This window comes from Sphingomonas sp. P3_C6, assembly GCF_056402595.1.
On sequence record NZ_JBFUHB010000001.1, the window covers coordinates 185,689 to 203,099 of the forward strand.

Annotated in this window: 13 protein-coding genes, 1 tRNA gene and 1 pseudogene; 6 read left to right on the forward strand and 9 right to left on the reverse strand. The window is 64.8% G+C overall.

The genetic code is table 11. From position 1 onward, the window contains the following. Positions 1-13: 13 nt before the first annotated feature. From gltB to AC1DT7_RS00845, 5 genes are all read right to left on the reverse strand, one after another. Positions 14-4,531: a glutamate synthase large subunit gene (gene gltB / locus AC1DT7_RS00825; protein ID WP_478033565.1), complete on the reverse strand. Its 4,518-nt coding sequence runs from the start codon at positions 4,529-4,531 to the stop codon at positions 14-16. Continuing rightward, the gene (locus AC1DT7_RS00830; protein WP_478033567.1) at positions 4,521-4,937 is read right to left on the reverse strand and encodes a DUF2059 domain-containing protein; all 417 of its coding nucleotides are present in this window, start codon (positions 4,935-4,937) and stop codon (positions 4,521-4,523) included. The genes gltB and AC1DT7_RS00830 overlap by 11 nt, the downstream gene beginning before the upstream one ends. Before the next feature lie 170 nt (positions 4,938-5,107). Continuing rightward, positions 5,108-6,550 carry an NAD(P)-dependent oxidoreductase gene (locus AC1DT7_RS00835; RefSeq protein ID WP_478033569.1) on the reverse strand — a complete coding sequence of 481 codons (1,443 nt, stop codon included), beginning with the start codon at positions 6,548-6,550 and terminating at the stop codon, positions 5,108-5,110. A 162-nt stretch (positions 6,551-6,712) separates the two neighbouring features. Further along, on the reverse strand, positions 6,713-7,516 hold the full coding sequence (locus AC1DT7_RS00840; RefSeq protein WP_478033570.1) for an undecaprenyl-diphosphate phosphatase: 804 nt from the start codon (positions 7,514-7,516) through the stop codon (positions 6,713-6,715). Positions 7,517-7,569: 53 nt separating this feature from the next. Next, positions 7,570-8,502, reverse strand: coding sequence for a complex I NDUFA9 subunit family protein (locus AC1DT7_RS00845; RefSeq protein WP_478033572.1), 933 nt, complete (start codon positions 8,500-8,502; stop codon positions 7,570-7,572). Positions 8,503-8,601: 99 nt separating this feature from the next. Between AC1DT7_RS00845 and AC1DT7_RS00850 the strand changes: the two genes are divergently transcribed. After that, a tRNA-Leu gene (locus AC1DT7_RS00850) sits at positions 8,602-8,688 on the forward strand. A 289-nt stretch (positions 8,689-8,977) separates the two neighbouring features. On the opposite strand, the gene AC1DT7_RS00855 is transcribed toward AC1DT7_RS00850, so the two are convergent. Further along, on the reverse strand, positions 8,978-9,904 hold the full coding sequence (locus AC1DT7_RS00855; RefSeq protein ID WP_478033574.1) for a LysR family transcriptional regulator: 927 nt from the start codon (positions 9,902-9,904) through the stop codon (positions 8,978-8,980). A gap of 78 nt (positions 9,905-9,982) precedes the next feature. Here AC1DT7_RS00855 and AC1DT7_RS00860 point away from each other — a divergent pair, with 78 nt between their 5' ends. The 3 genes and pseudogenes from AC1DT7_RS00860 to AC1DT7_RS00870 all read left to right on the forward strand — a co-directional run. Beyond that, positions 9,983-10,777, forward strand: a complete 795-nt coding sequence (locus AC1DT7_RS00860; RefSeq protein ID WP_478033576.1) for a DODA-type extradiol aromatic ring-opening family dioxygenase — start codon at positions 9,983-9,985, stop codon at positions 10,775-10,777. A gap of 22 nt (positions 10,778-10,799) precedes the next feature. Next, positions 10,800-11,417 (forward strand): FMN-dependent NADH-azoreductase, encoded by a 618-nt coding sequence (locus AC1DT7_RS00865; protein WP_478033577.1) that lies wholly within the window; start codon positions 10,800-10,802, stop codon positions 11,415-11,417. Between the two features lie 333 nt (positions 11,418-11,750). Further along, positions 11,751-12,204, forward strand: a pseudogene (locus AC1DT7_RS00870) (transposase); the annotation flags it as partial. A 230-nt stretch (positions 12,205-12,434) separates the two neighbouring features. On the opposite strand, the gene AC1DT7_RS00875 reads toward AC1DT7_RS00870, so the two are convergent. Both AC1DT7_RS00875 and AC1DT7_RS00880 read right to left on the reverse strand, forming a co-directional pair. Further along, positions 12,435-12,926 carry a hypothetical protein gene (locus tag AC1DT7_RS00875; RefSeq protein WP_478033578.1) on the reverse strand — a complete coding sequence of 164 codons (492 nt, stop codon included), beginning with the start codon at positions 12,924-12,926 and terminating at the stop codon, positions 12,435-12,437. After that, on the reverse strand, positions 12,923-13,579 hold the full coding sequence (locus AC1DT7_RS00880) for a histidine phosphatase family protein (protein ID WP_478034233.1): 657 nt from the start codon (positions 13,577-13,579) through the stop codon (positions 12,923-12,925). The genes AC1DT7_RS00875 and AC1DT7_RS00880 overlap by 4 nt, the downstream gene beginning before the upstream one ends. A gap of 142 nt (positions 13,580-13,721) precedes the next feature. On the opposite strand from AC1DT7_RS00880, the gene AC1DT7_RS00885 reads away from it, so the two are divergent. Further along, a complete protein-coding gene (locus AC1DT7_RS00885) occupies positions 13,722-14,333 on the forward strand; it encodes an outer membrane protein (protein ID WP_478033579.1) in 612 nt (203 codons plus the stop codon). A gap of 144 nt (positions 14,334-14,477) precedes the next feature. Continuing rightward, a complete protein-coding gene (gene dnaN, locus AC1DT7_RS00890; protein WP_478033581.1) occupies positions 14,478-15,590 on the forward strand; it encodes a DNA polymerase III subunit beta in 1,113 nt (370 codons plus the stop codon). Between the two features lie 73 nt (positions 15,591-15,663). Here dnaN and AC1DT7_RS00895 read toward each other — a convergent pair whose 3' ends face one another. Next, on the reverse strand, positions 15,664-17,325 hold the full coding sequence (locus AC1DT7_RS00895; protein WP_478033583.1) for a M20/M25/M40 family metallo-hydrolase: 1,662 nt from the start codon (positions 17,323-17,325) through the stop codon (positions 15,664-15,666). Positions 17,326-17,411 lie beyond the last annotated feature (86 nt).

The following is a 17,411-nucleotide window of genomic DNA, read 5'->3' on the forward strand; positions in this document are numbered from 1 at the left end:
GCTTGTCGCGCACCTATTCAGCCGCGACCATCTCCGACCGGTCGTCGAGCGGATGTGCCAGACGGGTCAGCATCTCTTTCGGCACGACCTGCCAGAAATGGTCGATCACCCGGCCCCAGTCGTCGAGCAACGCAGCCGACCATTTGCTGTCGGTCGCGGCATGATGCGCCCGCACCAGGTTGAGCAGCACCGCCTCCCAATGCATCGAGGACAGGCGCTGCCAGACGATGTTCTCTGGGTTGGCGCGGCGTTCGAAGCTGCCGTCGGCGTCATAGACGAAGGCCATGCCGCCGGTCATGCCCGCGCCGAAGTTCGCGCCGACCGGTCCGAGCACCACGGCGGTGCCGCCAGTCATATATTCGCAGCCATTCGCGCCGCAGCCTTCGACCACCACGGTCGCGCCCGAGTTACGCACGGCGAAACGCTCGCCCGCCTGCCCAGCCGCGAACAGGCTGCCCGACGTCGCCCCGTAGAGCACCGTGTTGCCGATGATCGTGTTGTCCTGGCTCGCGAGCGGCGAGCTCACCACCGGACGAACCGCGATGATGCCGCCGGACAGGCCCTTGCCGACATAGTCGTTGGCGTCGCCGAACACTTCGAGCGTGATGCCCTTGCACAGGAACGCACCAAGCGACTGGCCGGCCGCGCCGCGCAAGCGGACATGGACGTGCCCATCGGCCAGCTTCGACATGCCGAAGGTGCGCGTGATCTCGCTCGACAGCCGCGTGCCGACCGCGCGGTGCGTGTTGCGCACCGAATAGGTCAGCTGCATCTTCTCGCCACGCGAGAACACAGCGGCCGCATCCTTGATCATCTGCGCGTCGAGGCTGTCCGGCACTTCGTTGCGCCATGTCGACAGGCTGAAACGTCGTTCCGCATCGTCCGCATCGACCTTGGCGAGGATCGGGTTGAGATCGAGATCGTCGAGATGCTCGGCGCCGCGGCTGACCTGGCGCAGCAGCTCGGTGCGCCCGATCACCTCGTCCAGGCTCTTGAATCCGAGCCGGGCCAGGATGTCGCGCACTTCCTCGGCGATGAAGGTCATCAGGTTGATGACCTTTTCCGGGGTGCCGGTGAACTTGGCGCGCAGCCGCTCGTCCTGCACACACACGCCGACCGGGCAGGTGTTGGAATGGCATTGCCGCACCATGATGCAGCCCATCGCAACCAGGCTGAGCGTGCCGATGCCGAATTCCTCGGCGCCGAGGATCGCGGCGATGACGATGTCGCGCCCGGTCTTGAGCCCGCCGTCGGTGCGCAGCTTGATGCGGCCGCGCAGGCCGTTGAGCGTCAGCGTCTGGTTGACCTCCGACAGGCCCATTTCCCACGGCGTGCCGGCATATTTGATGCTGGTCTGGGGCGAGGCGCCGGTGCCGCCGACATGACCTGAGACGAGGATGACGTCGGCATGCGCCTTGGCGACGCCAGCCGCGACCGTACCGATGCCGGCCGAGGAGACGAGCTTCACGCACACTCGCGCAACCGGGTTGATCTGCTTCAGATCATAGATGAGCTGCGCCAGATCCTCGATCGAATAGATGTCGTGATGCGGCGGCGGCGAGATGAGCATCACGCCCGGAGTTGCGTGGCGCAACTTCGCGATGAACTCGGTCACCTTGAAGCCGGGCAGCTGCCCGCCTTCGCCAGGCTTGGCGCCCTGCGCGACCTTGATCTCGATCTCGTCGCAGGCGTTGAGATATTCGGCCGTCACGCCGAACCGGCCAGAGGCGATCTGCTTCACGCCCGAATTGGCGTTGTCGCCGTTCGGATAGGGCGCATAGCGCGCCTTGTCCTCGCCGCCCTCGCCCGACACAGCCTTGGCGCCGATGCGGTTCATCGCGATCGCCAGCGTCTCGTGCGCCTCGGGGCTGAGTGCGCCGAGCGACATGCCCGGCGTCACGAAGCGCTTGCGAATCTCGGTGATCGCCTCGACCTGGTCGATCGCCACGCCTTCGTTCGGATAGTTGAACTGGAACAGGTCGCGCAGATAAACGGGAGGCAGCKCCTCCACCCCACGCGAGAATTGCAGATAGGTCGAATAGCTGTCGGTCGCGACCGCCGTCTGCAACAGATGCATCAGCTGCGCCGAATAGGCATGGGTCTCGCCGGTGTGACGCTGGCGATAAAAGCCGCCGATCGGCAGGTTTACCACGACCTCGTCATAGGCATATTCGTGCCGAAGCGTCGCATTGAGGTGGAGCGAGGCATAGCCCTCACCCGAGATCTTTGCCGGCATGCCGGGGAAAAGATCGTTGACCAGGCTGCGCGACAGGCCGACCGCCTCGAAATTATAGCCGCCGCGATAGCTGGAGATCACGGCGATCCCCATCTTCGACATGATCTTGAGCAGGCCCTCGTCGATCGCATGACGATGGTTGGCAAGGCATTGCTCGATGCTCAGATCTCCGAACAGCCCGCGCTGGTGCCGGTCGACGATCGACGCTTCGGACAGATAGGCGTGCACCGTGGTCGCGCCGACGCCGATCAGCACCGCATAATAATGCGTGTCGAGGCATTCGGCGGTCCGGATGTTGATGCTGGCATAGGAACGCAGGCCGCGCCGGACGAGATGCGTGTGCACCGCCGCCGCCGCGAGCACGCCTGCGATGCCGACCCGGTCGGGGCCGATGTTAGTATCGCTGAGGAAGATCTCGCTCTTGCCCTCGCGCACTGCCTGTTCGGCCTCTGCCCGAATGCGCGTGATCGCAGCGCGCAGCGTCTCCGGCCCGCCACCGCTTTCGAACGTGCAGTCGATATCGGCGACCTTGGAGCCGAAATAGGCCCTGAGCCGCGCCCAGTCGGCCCCGGTCAGCACCGGCGAATCGAGCACCAGCACGCCATCACGCCGATCCTCGGTATCGAGGATGTTGGCGAGGTTGCCGAAGCGCGTCTTGAGCGACATCACATGCCGTTCGCGCAGGGGATCGATCGGCGGGTTGGTCACCTGGCTGAAATTCTGGCGGAAGAACTGGCTGATCAGCCGGGGCTTGTCCGAGATGACGGCGAGCGGCGTATCGTCGCCCATCGAGCCGATCGCTTCCTTGGCACCTTCGACCATCGGCGACAGGATCAGTTCCATGTCCTCGAGCGTCTGGCCGGCCGCGACCTGGCGGCGGGTCAACTCGGCACGCTCGAAGCGCACGGTGGCGTCGGCCGGTGCCGCCGGCAGGTCGTTCACGCCCAGGAAGTTGCCGATCATCGTCGCATAGTCGGCCTCACCCGCGATCTGATCCTTGATCTCGCGGTCCTTGAAGAGGACACCCTTGTCCAGATCGACCGCGATCATCTGGCCCGGCCCGAGCCGGCCCTTTTCGATGATGGTCGATTCGGGCACCACGACCATGCCGCTCTCCGAACCGACGATCAGCAGGCCGTCAGAGGTGCGCGTGTAGCGCAGCGGGCGGAGCGCGTTGCGATCCATACCAGCCACTGCCCAGCGGCCATCGGTCATCGCCAGCGCGGCGGGACCGTCCCACGGCTCCATCACGCTCGCCAGATATTTGTACATGTCGAGATGCGTCTTGGGCATCTCGCCCTTCGGGCCCCAGGCTTCGGGGACGAGCATCAGCTTGGCGGTCGGCGCATCGCGGCCCGAGCGGCAGATCGCCTCGAAGGTGGCGTCGAGCGCGGCGGTGTCGGACGCACCGGCCGGGATCACCGGCTTGATGTCCTCCGAATATTCGCCGAACGCCAGGCTCGCCATCTTGATCTCATGGCTGATCATCCAGTTCTTGTTGCCGCGAATCGTGTTGATCTCGCCATTATGGGCGAGGCAGCGGAACGGCTGGGCCAGCCACCATTGCGGGAAGGTGTTGGTCGAGTAGCGCTGATGGAAGATCGCGACGCGGCTCTCGAACCGCTGGTCGGTCAGGTCGGGATAGAAGACCGACAGGCTCTCAGCAAGGAACAGGCCCTTGTAGATGATCGAGCGGCAGCTCAGCGAGCAGATATAGAAGCCCTGGATCTGCGCTGCGATGACGCGCTTTTCGATCCGGCGGCGAACGAGATAGAGATTCTTCTCGAATTCGGCCGCACTCTGCTCCTCGGGCAGCGGGCCGGCGATCATGATCTGCTCGATCTCGGGGCGCGTGGCCTGTGCCTTCTGCCCGATCACCGAGACGTCGACCGGCACCTGGCGCCATCCATAGATGGTATAGCCTTCCTCGATGATCGCGCTCTCGACGATCGTACGGCAATCCTCCTGCGCCCCCAGATCGGTGCGCGGGAGAAAGATCATGCCGACCGCGAGCCTGTTGGGCATGGTCTTGTGGCCCGAGGCGCTGATCGCATCGTCGAAGAACTTGACCGGCAGGTCGACATGCAGGCCGGCACCGTCGCCGGTCTTGCCATCGGCGTCCACCGCGCCGCGATGCCACACCGCCTTCAGCGCATCGATCGCCGACTGGACGACGCGACGCGACGGCGTGCCGTCGGTCGCGGCGACCAGGCCGACACCGCAGGCATCGGATTCGAATTCGGGGCGGTACATGCCCTCCGCAGCGAGGCGGGTGCGTTCGGAGTCAGTCGCCATGGGAAGCGCCCTTCTTGTCGAGAGCCTTGAGTTCAGCCGTCAGTTTGGCGAGCTCATCGTCGGTTCGGCCCATTGATTTCTTCATGAGATCGCCCATCCAGGCAGCGACATCGGGATCACCCATGATTGTCGGCGCCTCGGCCAGATATACCTGGCCCGTAGGCGTGGCGAAAAAGGTCGCCATGTCCCGTAGCTGCTGGAGAGTGAAACGGCGCGCATAGGCATGCGCCATGGCCTCGAGCATGCTCGGCACGCCGGCCTTAAGCTGCTCGGTCGCAATTTCCTGCTGGCGTTTCAAAAAGCGGTCGAACACCGGCCGGGCGTCGGGATTTTTTTCCAGCGCAGCCGAAAGACCCGGGGTCTGTTTCAGGCTCTGCACCATGGTTTGCGTGATCGATGCCATCATCGAAGACACCATCTGATCCCGGCTCCTGGGAGGCATGATCTGGCCCATCAGCGTACGCGCCTCGGCGAGGCGTACAGGATCGACGGCAGGCGCTGCGACCGGCGCTGCCGACTGGGCCAATACGAGCGTCGGCGACACAGCAGCAGCGGCCGCCAGGAAAAGATACTTCCTCACGCTGCCTTCTTCCCAGCCTTGGCCTTCGCCTTCAGCCAGCTGTGCATCGTTGCCGCGACATCGCGGCCGTCGCGGATCGCCCAGACGACCAGACTCGCACCGCGCACGATGTCACCAGCCGCGAACACACCGTCGAGCGACGTCATCAACGTCTTGTTGTCGACCAGCAACGTGCCCCAGCGAGTCACACCAAGCTCCGGCGCGCCGAATAGCACCGGCAGTTCCTCGGCATCGAATCCGAGCGCCTTGATCACCAGGTCCGCCGGAAGCTGGAAACCACTGTCGGGCTCAGCCTCGGGCGCGCGGCGGCCGCTGGCATCGGGGGCACCGAGCCGCATCTTCGTTGCGTGAACACCCGTCACCGCCTCACCGGCGTCGAACGCCTTGGGGGCGGAAAGCCAGACGAACTCGACGCCTTCCTCCTCGGCATTGGCCACCTCGCGCTGCGAACCCGGCATGTTGGCCCGATCGCGGCGATAGAGGCACTTCACCGAGGTCGCCCCCTGGCGGACTGCCGTGCGCACGCAATCCATCGCGGTATCGCCCCCGCCGATGACCACGACATTCTTGCCGGCCGCGTTCAGCTTGCCACTATCGAAGTCGGGCACCGCATCGCCGAAGCTCTTGCGGTTGGAGGCAGTGAGGTAGTCGAGCGCATCGACGACGCCCTCGCTGCCGACGCCTGGCGCCTTGATCGCCCGAGGCTTGTAGACCCCGGTCGCGATCAGCACCGCGTCATGGCGCTGGCGCAACTCGTCGAGCGTCGCGTCGCGGCCGACCTCGAAATTCTCGTGGAACACGATGCCGCCGGCTTTGAGCCGATCGACCCGGCGGGTGACGACATATTTCTCCAGCTTGAAACCGGGAATGCCATAGGTCAGCAGGCCGCCGGCACGATCGTAACGGTCATAGACATGCACGTCATAACCCATGACGCGGCAATATTCGGCGGCGGACAGGCCGGCAGGCCCCGCCCCGATCACCGCCACCGACTGGCCGCGCGGCGCGCCGGGCACCAGCGGCTCCACCCAGCCCTCCTCCCACGCAGTGTCGGTGATGAACTTCTCGACCGACCCGATCGTCACCGCGCCGTGGCCGGAGAATTCGATGACGCAATTGCCTTCGCACAACCGGTCCTGCGGGCAGATGCGACCGCAGATCTCGGGCATGGTCGAGGTAGCGTTGCTCAGCTCATAGGCCTCGCGCAGGCGGCCGTCGGCGGTCAGGCGAAGCCAGTCCGGGATGTGATTGTGCAGCGGGCAGTGCACGGAGCAATAAGGCACGCCGCATTGTGAGCATCGGCCGGCCTGCTCCTCGGCGGCGACCGGCGCGTAGCGATCGGCGATCTCGCGGAAATCCTCAGCACGCGGCTTGGCCGGACGCTTGCCCGGATAAGCCTGTGCCCGATCCACAAATTTCAGCGTGTTGCCGTCAGCCATCGTTGCCCGCCTCGTAAAATCGAGGCTGAGCTATCGTCTTCGACGGCAAATGTCACGTCGATTCTACCATATAGGTAAGCTTTACTGTCATATTTCATCGCCATTATCGGTGTGCTTATCGGCAGGCACAGCGGAAAGAGCGTTATTGGTTCCGTATCGGCCTTAAAATAGCAGCCATGCGAGAACGGCCGAGCCAACGATGATTCGATACCAAGCGAAGGGCGCGAATCCGTGCTTTCCGACAAAGGCGACGAACCAGCGGATCACCAGCAACGCGACGATGAACGACACGACGAACCCGATCGCGATTGCGGTCAGATGCGCATCGCCCAGTTCATGCCTGCTCTTGTACAACGCTAAGGTAGTCGCGCCGAGCATGGTCGGAATCGCGAGGAAGAAGCTGTATTCTGCCGCCGTCTCACGATCGACGCCGAGCATCAGCGCGCCCATGATCGTGGCGCCGGAGCGGCTGACCCCGGGGATCATCGCCACGCACTGGATGATGCCGATGCCGAGCGCGGTCCGCCAGGTCATCGCCTCGACCGACGCGGCCGTGACGTGCTTCGACAGCCGCTCGATTATCAGGATCGCCACCCCCCCGACGATCAGCGCCAGGCACACCACGATCGGTGCGATCACCGGTGCTTCGAGCACTGCCTTGATCGCGCCATACGCAAGCGCGCCGACCGCCGCCGAGGGCAGGAAACCGAGCAACACGTTGCGGGTGAAATGGATCGCATCCGGATCGCGCTTCAGCAGGCCCTGGAGCACCCCCATGAAGCGGCCCCAGAACAGCACCACCACCGCCAGGATCGCCCCGAGCTGAATCACGATGTCGAAGGTCGCATCGGCCTGCGGCAGGCCGAACAGCCGCCCGGCGAGAATGAGGTGCCCGGTCGACGAGACGGGAAGGAATTCGGTCACCCCCTCGACGATGCCGAGCAGGATGATGATGATCAGGTCCACACGCGTTCCCCTTTTGCGGCGACCTGCCGCTACTGACTACATGGTCGACGACATCACGCCGCGGCGCGCGTTCCGAAACGGCCATGGCGGCGATACTGGACCAGCCAGCCCGGCGCGACCGCATCCATCGGCGTAGGCGACAGGCCCAATGCGGCAAGACCATCGGCGCCGGCTGAAACGACATTGTCCTTTTGCAGCATCTGCCACTGGTCGCGCGTGATCGGTGCGCCGGGCAGGAAACCGCCCATCGCGATCAGCCCGCCGACAAAGTCCGGAATCTCGACGATCGAGGGCCCGCGGCCGATCGCGCCGGCGATCCAGCGAATCAGCTCGCCCATCGACAGGATGTCGGGGCCACCCAGTTCGAAGGTCCGGCCCTGGGCATTCTCGTCGGCCAGTGCTTTCACCACCGCCTGAGCGACATCGGCTACATAGACCGGCTGGAACTTCGCAGGTGCGCGCAGCACCGGCACCACCGGCATCGACGCGATCATACCGGCGAATCGGTTCACGAACTGGTCCTCACGCCCGAATATGATCGACGGCCGCAGGATCGTCGCCCCTGGGAAGGCCCCGCGCACCGCCGCCTCGCCTTCGCCCTTGGAGCGGCCATAGGCAGATTGGCTCTGCGGATCGGCACCGATCGCGGAGATGTGCACCAGCGTCGGCACGCCTGCCGCCGACGCGGCCTTGGCGATCGTCCGCGCGCCGTCGACATGCATCGCCTGGAAATCGCCCTTGAGCACGCCGACCAGATTCACGACTGCATCGGCGCCCTGGATGGCCCGGGCAACACTGTCCGGCTTGCGTACGTCAGCCGCGACGAACTGGGTCTGGCCCAGGCCGCCGAGCGGCTTGAGATACAACGCCTCGCGCGGATCGCGTTGCGCGATCCGAAGGCGCGCACCGGCCGCGAGCAATTCCTGAGCGACATAGCGGCCGAGAAAACCACCGCCACCGATCAGCGTAACCAGCCTGTTCTTCATGCCTAGAAAGCCCTGCCTAACGTGAACCGACCCCTTGCCGCGCGACGTGCGTGTTGACAAGCCGCTCAAGCGTCCCCTAAGGGCCGCCCCCTACCCCGTGCCCAGATGGCGGAATTGGTAGACGCACCAGCTTCAGGTGCTGGCGGTCGCAAGGCCGTGGAGGTTCGAGTCCTCTTCTGGGCACCAGGGCCCCCTTCTCAGGGGCCCCCAAACGATCCCCGAACTATTGAAAAAACCACGGTTTTCTGGCATAAGCTACCTGCCACCGTCGCCGACGGTATACTCTACGACCAAACCACGACGCGCTTCGTCAACTCGCCGACCGGCCCGACGCCGCGGATGGCGAGCTTCGGTCGGGCGGCGCTGCGGTCGTCCCACGCGCATTCGAGCAGCGTCAGCGCGCACCTGCGAAACGGCCGAACAAGCGGCGTGATCGACCCGAGCGACCGAGCACGCGCGCGCGTCGGGTGCGCGATCACCCGCTCCCGCAGGGGCGAGTGTCCGAGGCTGAAACTAGCCGCTGCCGCAGGTCGTCGAGCAGCCAACGCCCGGCCGTGCCAAGGCGCCGATCACGGCGGTGCGCCGCATAGATCGGCAAACCGTCTTGCGGTGTGGGATCGTCCTCAACGTCGAGCCAGACGAGCCGCCCCTCGGAGATCGCGTCTGCGACCAGATGTTCGGGCATGCGGCACCAACCGAAGCCGGCCAGTAGGAAATCGAGCCGGCGCGCGAGATCGACGAAACGCCACAAGCGCGCGCTCGACAGCCCATAATTCGGCCCGTCTGGCTCGACCGGATCCGACAGGACCAGTTGGATGTGCGGCACCAGATCGTCGTGCTTGGCGGGTCGTCCCAGTTTGGCCAAGGGGTGTCCTGGTGCGCAGACCGCGCGCATGCGGATGCGCAACAGCGGGAAGGCGGCGATATCGTCGGGAACGGCGGGGAGCAGCACGCATATGGCGACTGCGGCAGAACCGCTCCGCAGCCGCCGCAGCGATCCGCCGAGTCCCTCGGTCGAAAAGCTGACCGGGAGGTTCGGGAACATGCCACCCAAGGCTCGCAAACTGTCGATCAGCGGAGCCGTCGGCACCAGCGGGTCGATTGCCAGCGCAAGCTCCGGCTCTAGGCCCGCCCTCGTATTAGCGGCAACCGCTTCGAATCGCGCCGCGCTCTCGAGCACCAGTCGCGCCTGGGCGACGAGCACATTGCCGATTTCGGTCAGCTTCGGTCGATGACCGCTCCGGTCGAACAAGACGACGCCCTGCGCGCCCTCAAGCGCCGCGACGATTTGGCTGATTGCCGATTGAGCTCTGCCGAGTTTGCGTCCGGTGGCTGAAAAGCTGCCCGTATCTGCGATCGTCACGAGAACTCGAAGCTGATCGAGGCTGAGGTTGCCGATCACGATCTATCACTCATACTGATGGACTTGATCATAATTTCATCGCTCCTGCAAGGCGACCCCGTCACCTAGATTGGCGTGATGCAACCAACCTATTTCATAAATCACGGGGGCGGCCCCTGCTTCTTTCTCGAGCCGGGGCCCATGCGCACCGCCTGGAGCGAACTCGAAACCTATCTCGGGGACTTTGCCGGGACGCTCACGCAGCGGCCTCGCGCCATTCTCGTCATATCTGGCCATTGGGAAGAGGATCGCCCAACCGTCAACGCGGGCGCCGCGCCGGCGCTGCTGTTTGATTACGGCGGCTTCCCTGAGCACACGTATCAGCTGACGTGGCCTGCACCCGGTTCACCGGAGATCGCCGCCCGGGTCTGCGAACTGCTGGGTTCGGCCGGGATCGACACCGGCGTCGATACGACGCGCGGCTGGGATCACGGCGTGTTCGTGCCGATGAAGGTGATGTTCCCGGCGGCCGACATTCCGGTCGTCCAGCTCTCGCTCCAGCATGGACTTGATCCTGCGCGGCATCTGGAGACCGGACGCGCGCTGAAGCCACTGCGCGAAGAAGGCGTCCTGATCGTCGCCAGCGGCCAGAGTTACCACAATATGCGCGGTTTCATGGGAGGCGGCGGTCGCGCCGACCCCGCAGCCGAGGCCTTCGACTCGTGGCTGCGCGAGGCCATGATCGATAGTAAGGCGCGAGACCGCGCCCTGCTCCAATGGGAGAATGCGCCGGGCGCCCGCCAGGCCCAGCCGCGCGAGGATCATTTGCTGCCGCTGATGGTGGCAGCCGGCGCCGCCACGGGCGAGCCGGGCCAAGTCGCCTTTCACGGTCACGCCCTCGGTAAGCCGATCTCCGGCTTCCGCTTCGGATGAACACACACTTAGGAGAAATCTGATGTCCAAGTTACTCGTGGTCGAGACCAGCCCCCGCGGCGACTCTTCCATCTCTCGGCAAATGACGATGCGGTTCGTATCCGAGTGGAAGGCGGCCCACCCGAATGGCGGCGTCACCATTCGCGATCTGGCGGAGACCGATCTGCCCTTCGTCACCGCACCCTGGCTGCATGCCTATTTTACGCCGGCCGAGCAGCATTCGCCGGAGATGGCGAGTGCACTCCGCCTCTCGGACGAGCTGGTCGCCGAGATACTGGCGGCGGATCACATCGTGATCGCGACGCCCGTCTACAACTACAACGTGCCAGCTGCGCTTAAGGCGTGGGTCGACCATATCGTGCGCAAGGGGATGACGCTCGGGTTCGACGGCGCGGGGCTCGTCCTCGGCAAGAAGGCGACGGTGCTGATTGCGTCGGGCGGGGTCTACACGGAAGGATCCCCTATCCGGGACCGCGATATCGCGACCCAATATCTCCGACTCATCCTCGGTGTCATCGGGATTACCGACGTGACCGTCATTTCGGGCGGCGGCGCAAAAGCCGTGGACATGGGAGAGCAGACGATGGGCGCGTTCATCGGCAGGTTCGACCATGAAATTGGTCAGGCTGCGGCCGGCTGAGGCTGGCGGCTCATGAAGGTCCGCTTCACTCCAATATTGGGTGAAGCGGACTTACTGCATCCGCCCAGGAGTTGCCGCGCTGCTGTCGGGTTAACCGGCCTGTCCGGAATGCGCCCCAATTCCGGTCGCTGCGACTTCCTCAAGCGAATTCGCTCCGGTGGCGCCTTAACTGGCGAGCGTCGCGACTGACGCCGGGTCCCGGTCGAAGGCGACGATCCCATGGCCGCCAAGCATCATGCTCGCGCAGCACGCCAATGATCTGGTCTTCGTTAAATCGGCTTCGCCGCATCACTCGTCTCCATCTGACGAGCTAACTTACCAATGGCATGATTTCTGGGGAGCAGGTCACACGCAGCAGCGAAGCGCTTTGGGGTCGCGGCGAGTTCAGCGATCAAATGGGTGCAGCGTGTCCGAGAGACGGGCAGCGCAGCCCCCGGTCAGATGGGCGGTCACAAGCCCAATATTCTGTCTGGCCCCAATCGCGACTGGCTGTTGGAACGAGCCGCCACGGACTTCACGCTCCGCGGCTTGGTGGTCGAGCTGGCCGAACGCGGGGTGAAGGTCGACTATGTTCAGGTCTGGCGCTTTGTTCATGCCAAGGGACTGAGCTTCAAAAAAAAGCGTTCTGCCCGCCGAACAGCTCCGGCCGCAGGTGGCCCGGCGCCGCGAGCAGTGGAAGAAGTATCAAGGCCGGCTTGATCCAGCGCGCCTCGTCTTCATCGACGAGACCTGGGCGAAGACCAACATGGCGCCGTTGCGCGGCTGGGCGCCGGTTGGCCAAAGGCTCCATGCCAAAGTGAAGGTCGCGACCTGACGAGGATGTCGGTGTCTTCGGAGCCGTGCGCGCGGTGACGACGACGGCGGCGCTCGCGTGCAGGAACACGAAGCCGCGTACATACCGACTCAAAGGGGTCCATCTCTCAGCATGCGAGGACGGCGCTTGCGGCTCGATGGATACCGGAACAAGTCCTGCATGAGCCGGTGGAGGTCGTCGCAAAGATTTCCCCGGACCGAAGCCTATCGCCGTGCGCAGCCCAGCGTCGCGGCATCGATCGCCGTCGCGGCGCCGCGTAGCGGATAGACATCGGCAAAGGGCTGGCCGCCCTTGCCCAGGGTCTCGACACTCATGCTCCGGCCGGATCGGATCGCGGCGACCACCGCCGCGTCGGTCCGCGAATCCGGCGCCCAGGCATCGGCATTGCCCGCGACCAGCTCGAAACGCCGTTCCCCGACCGACAAGGTTACCTTGGCACGCGAATCGCGGGCGCGGCTGAGTCGGATATGAAGCTGGTTGCGCGCCGCCTGGCCCGGCCAGGTCGCGATGCTGGCAAAGGGGCGCCAGCCCGATGCGCGGCCAGACCGGACCGGCTCGACGATGGCGAAACAGCGCCGTGGCGATGCATCGCTGAACGCACCCCAGCTATCGAAGATGCCCAGCGAATCGCGCGCGGCGGCGGGCGAGGCGGCGGGCGAGGCGGCGAGCAGGAGAAGAAGCACCGCCCTTGTCATGCCGGGGCATATCCAGTGCCGAGATGGACGACAGTCTCCACGCCTCCTTCGATCCTCACCACCGAGCCTTGCGGCAGGCCCGGTGCGGCAGGCGCGCCAAGGGCGGGAATCTCCGACGCGCCGGTCATCACGCCGCGCATCACCCGGCTCGAGATGCCGTGCATGATCACCAGCCGGTCGCCCGGATCGTCATGGGTATCGGCAAGCCAGCCCGATACGCGCTCGACGATCTGGGGATAGACTTCGCCATCGGGCGACGATGTCAGCATCTGGTGCACGGGATCGAACACCGGCCCCACCTCGCCGACGATATCGGCGTAATAGCGCCCGCCCCAGCTCCCCATCCCGATCTCGACCAGGCGCGGATCGGTCTTCGCCTGATGCCAGTCGAGTTCGAGATGCTCGCAGATCACTGCAAGCGTCTGCAGCGCCCGGCCGGTCGAGGAGGCCCATAGCGTCAGCGCCGGTTTCGCGCCGAGCGCAGCACGCAAAGCCCGCCCCATTTCGTCAGCCTGGGCGAATCCGGCGCGGGTCAGGGGAGTATGGAGATGATCGCCCTGCAATCTTCCGGCGATGTTGAACACGGTCTCGCCGTGTCGCGCGATAAAATCCCTGCCCTGCCGTCTCGGCGCGCCCGTTGCCTTGGAATCCATGGACCGCATTTCAACCCCGTGTGGCGCAAAAGCAACGGTTTTCCTTGTTTATCTGAGGTTCATGCAAACTCGGTCGCGACGACCTATCTCCCGCCTCCCGGCCACAGAAAACACCCGCCGGACTGTCCAACGGAGTATCGTTATGCGTAAGCTTGTTCTCACCGCCGCCACCGCAGCCCTCGGTCTCGGCCTCGCAGCCCCCGCCTTTGCGCAGGATTCGGAAAAGGCGCCTTTCACCGGCGTGCGCGTCGAAGCCCTTGGCGGTTACGACCATCTCAGCAGCGGCGACGACAATTCGACCGGCAAGAGCGGTTTCGTCTATGGCGGCGCGCTCGGCTATGATGCGCAGGTCGGCGGTGTCGTGCTCGGCGTCGACGGTGAGATCACCGGGTCGACCACCAAGGTTCGCGCCACCGACGTCCTGACCGCGGGCGACCGCATTCGCATCGGCGCTGGTCGCGATCTCTATGTCGGTGGCCGACTCGGCTTCGTCGCGACGCCACGCACGCTGATCTACGCCAAGGCCGGCTACACCAACGCCCGCGTCAACGTCGATTATGCCGTCGGCACGGCACGCATCGAGGATCATGCCAATCTCGACGGCTATCGCGTCGGTGCCGGTATCGAATACAACGTCACGCCGCAGGCCTATGTGAAGGCTGAATACCGCTATTCGCATTACGGCCAGGCCGACGATTACGACATCGACGCCAACCGCAATCAGGTTCTGGCCGGCGTCGGCTATCGTTTCTGACGCAAAACACCTGTTTACAGGCGTAAAACAGGGGGTCGGGGCGCTTGCCCCGGCCCCTTTTATGTTTAAGGAAAGGAGACGGCGAATTGCCCCCGGTGCGCATGCTCGGAGGGAAAGAAATGGGCGGCGGCCCGGGGGAATGAGATGAAGGCGACGATCGAACGCGCGACATTGTTGAAGGGTCTCAGCCACGTCCAATCAGTGGTCGAGCGCCGGAATACGATCCCTATCCTGTCCAACGTCCTGATCGAGGCGACGTCCGACGGCGGTCTGAAGCTGATGGCGACCGACCTGGACCTGCAGATCAACGAGACCATCGCCGCTGCCGTGGACCAGCCGGGCGCGACCACCGTTTCGGCCCACACCCTGTTCGACATCGCGCGCAAGCTGCCCGAAGGTAGCCAGGTTTCGCTCGCCGCCGCAGACGGCAAGATGACGATCATGGCCGGCCGCGCCAAGTTCCAGCTCGGCACCCTGCCGCGCGACGATTTCCCGGTGATCGCCGAGGGCGAGCTGCCCGTGTCGTTCGAGCTGCCGGCCGAAACGCTGAAGCAGATCATCGACAAGACACGTTTCGCCATCTCTACCGAAGAGACACGCTATTATCTCAACGGTATATTCTGGCACGTCTCAGATGATCCCCTGCCCGTGCTCAAGGCGGCTGCGACCGACGGCCATCGCCTCGCMCGCGTGACGATGCCCCGCCCCGACGGCGCCGAGGGCATGCCGGATGTGATCATCCCGCGGAAATGCGTGGCCGAGCTGCGCAAGCTGCTCGACGAGATCGACGGTTCGGTCGGCGTGTCGCTGTCGCCGACCAAGATCCGCTTCGACCTGGGCCAGGCGCTGCTTACGTCCAAGCTGATCGACGGCACCTTCCCGGATTACAGCCGCGTTATCCCGACCGGCAACGACAAGATCCTGAAGATCGATCCACGCAGCTTCGAGGAAGGCGTCGACCGCGTGTCGACCATCGCGACCGAGAAGACGCGCGCGGTTAAGATGGCGCTCGACCGCGACAAGATCATCCTGTCGGTGACGAGCCCCGAAAACGGCACCGCCGCCGAAGAAGTGCCGGGCGAATATGTCGCGCTGCCGTTCGAGATCGGCTTCAACAGCCGGTACCTGCTCGACATTCTCGGCCAGCTCGACGGCGACACGATCGAGGTCCATCTCGCCGATGCCGCCGCGCCGACCCTGATTCGCGAGAACGACAAGTCGTCCGCGCTCTATGTATTGATGCCGATGCGCGTGTGAGATCGGATTCGCCGGTTCGATCGTCGGACCGGAAGCTGCCCATTCACTCTCGCTGAGGGCTCGGTTCGGGCTCTTAGCGGCGCGCAGCAGCGCTCTTTTCGCGCACCGCCTTGAACTCAGATCCGGCCTTCCATTGCGGCCAGGCGTTCGAATGCGCGAGTTCCTCGCCGATCTTGCCGATCAGATCGATATCCTGCACCGCCCCGGCAAGGTCCCAGTCCGCACTCCATTGGTCGCAGGCCTGGTGGTAGCATTTGCCGGTATAGGCATCGATCCAGGCCTGTCCGGCCGCGGTGCCGCCCTGCTTGAGGTTCGCGGGGCCGGCGATGCCCATCAGCAGCAATACCGGAACACCACGTTTGGCCATGGAGAAATGGTCGGCGCGGTAGAACAGGCCGCGCTCGCTCAGGCTCTCGGGCGTCACCCTGCGGCCTTGCACCGCGGCAACGCGCGCCATGTCGTCCTCGAGCGTGCCCTGCCCCTTGCCGACCAGCACGACGTTGTTGGATGCGCCGGCGGTCTGGAGAATGTCGATGGCGAGGTTGGCAACGGTCCTGTCGAGCGGGAATAGCGGGTTCGCGGCATAATATTCGGAGCCGAGCAGCCCGCGCTCTTCGGCCGTCCACGCCGCAAACACCACGCTGCGCTCCGGCGCGGGGCCCGCCTTCATCGCGCGGGCGATTTCGAGGATTCCGGCGATGCCCAGCGCATCGTCATTGGCCCCGGCGCGGTAGATTCGGCCCTGATCATCCGGCTTGCCCGCGCCATAGGCATCCCAATGCGCGCCGTACATGACCACTTCATCGGGGCGCTTCGTGCCCGGAATGCGCGCCAGCACATTGTGGCTTTCGACCAGGTCATGAGTCACGGGGACATCGGCGTCGAAGGTCACCCCCTTCAACTGCACCGGCTTGAACTTCGGGGAGCGTGCGGCAACCTCCAACTTCGCAAGATCCAGGCCCGCCGCCGCGAAAAGCCTGCTCCCCGCATCGCCCGATAGCCAACCCTGCAACGCCAGGCTGGTGAGCGCGTCGGGTCTGCGCGCGATATCGTAATTCTCGCCGCCGGGGCTGATCACCACATTCCAGCCATAGCCCGCGGCCTGGCTTTCATGGACGATCAACGCGCCCACCGCGCCCTGTCGCGCGGCTTCCTCGAACTTGTAGGTCCAGCGCCCGTAATAGGTCATCGCCCGATCGCCGAACTTGCCTGCTGCCGCTTCACCGGGTTTCGCCGCGAAATCGGGGTCATTGACCAGGAAAACGACCAGTTTGCCCTTGAGATCGACCCCCTTGAAATCATCCCAGCCGCGTTCGGGTGCCTTCACGCCATAGCCGACGAAGACGACCGGCGCGTTGGCGATCCTCGCGTTATCGTCGGGTCGGAGGGTCGAGATATAGAGGTCGCGTGCGGGCTCGACCGGCATCGCGCCTTTCGGTGTGGCGAATGCGAGCGTTTTCGGCGTACCGAGCCGGGTGTGCAGCAGAGGCACCTTCTGCACCCAGGTCCCATCCGATCCGGCCGGTTCGAGCCCGAGATCCTGAAAGCGCGCAGTGAGATAGGCTATGGTGCGATCCTCGCCCGGCGTTCCGGGGGCGCGACCCTCGAACGTGTCAGAGGCGAGGGTCTTCACCGTCTCGGTAAGCCGGGCCGGATCGACATCGACCCTGGCCAGGGCGGGTTGTGCGGAGCCGGCGAGAAGCGCGGCCGCGAATGCGAAGCTGCTGTTTTTCATGGAGGCGCACTCTAGATCGCACGACAATTCGAGCAACCCCGCCTTGCATTCTCGCGGGCAACCCATTACTGACACTAATGTCAGCA

What these genes read in the sequence shown, in the direction of transcription:
- AC1DT7_RS00830 (WP_478033567.1), bottom strand. Translation starts at nt 4,937, where the DNA reads ATGATGGCATCGATCACGCAAACCATGGTGCAGAGCCTGAAACAGACC.
- AC1DT7_RS00835 (WP_478033569.1), bottom strand. Translation starts at nt 6,550, where the DNA reads ATGGCTGACGGCAACACGCTGAAATTTGTGGATCGGGCACAGGCTTAT.
- AC1DT7_RS00845 (WP_478033572.1), bottom strand. Translation starts at nt 8,502, where the DNA reads ATGAAGAACAGGCTGGTTACGCTGATCGGTGGCGGTGGTTTTCTCGGC.
- AC1DT7_RS00860 (WP_478033576.1), top strand. Translation starts at nt 9,983, where the DNA reads ATGCAACCAACCTATTTCATAAATCACGGGGGCGGCCCCTGCTTCTTT.
- AC1DT7_RS00865 (WP_478033577.1), top strand. Translation starts at nt 10,800, where the DNA reads ATGTCCAAGTTACTCGTGGTCGAGACCAGCCCCCGCGGCGACTCTTCC.
- AC1DT7_RS00875 (WP_478033578.1), bottom strand. Translation starts at nt 12,926, where the DNA reads ATGACAAGGGCGGTGCTTCTTCTCCTGCTCGCCGCCTCGCCCGCCGCC.
- AC1DT7_RS00880 (WP_478034233.1), bottom strand. Translation starts at nt 13,579, where the DNA reads ATGGATTCCAAGGCAACGGGCGCGCCGAGACGGCAGGGCAGGGATTTT.
- AC1DT7_RS00885 (WP_478033579.1), top strand. Translation starts at nt 13,722, where the DNA reads ATGCGTAAGCTTGTTCTCACCGCCGCCACCGCAGCCCTCGGTCTCGGC.
- AC1DT7_RS00895 (WP_478033583.1), bottom strand. Translation starts at nt 17,325, where the DNA reads ATGAAAAACAGCAGCTTCGCATTCGCGGCCGCGCTTCTCGCCGGCTCC.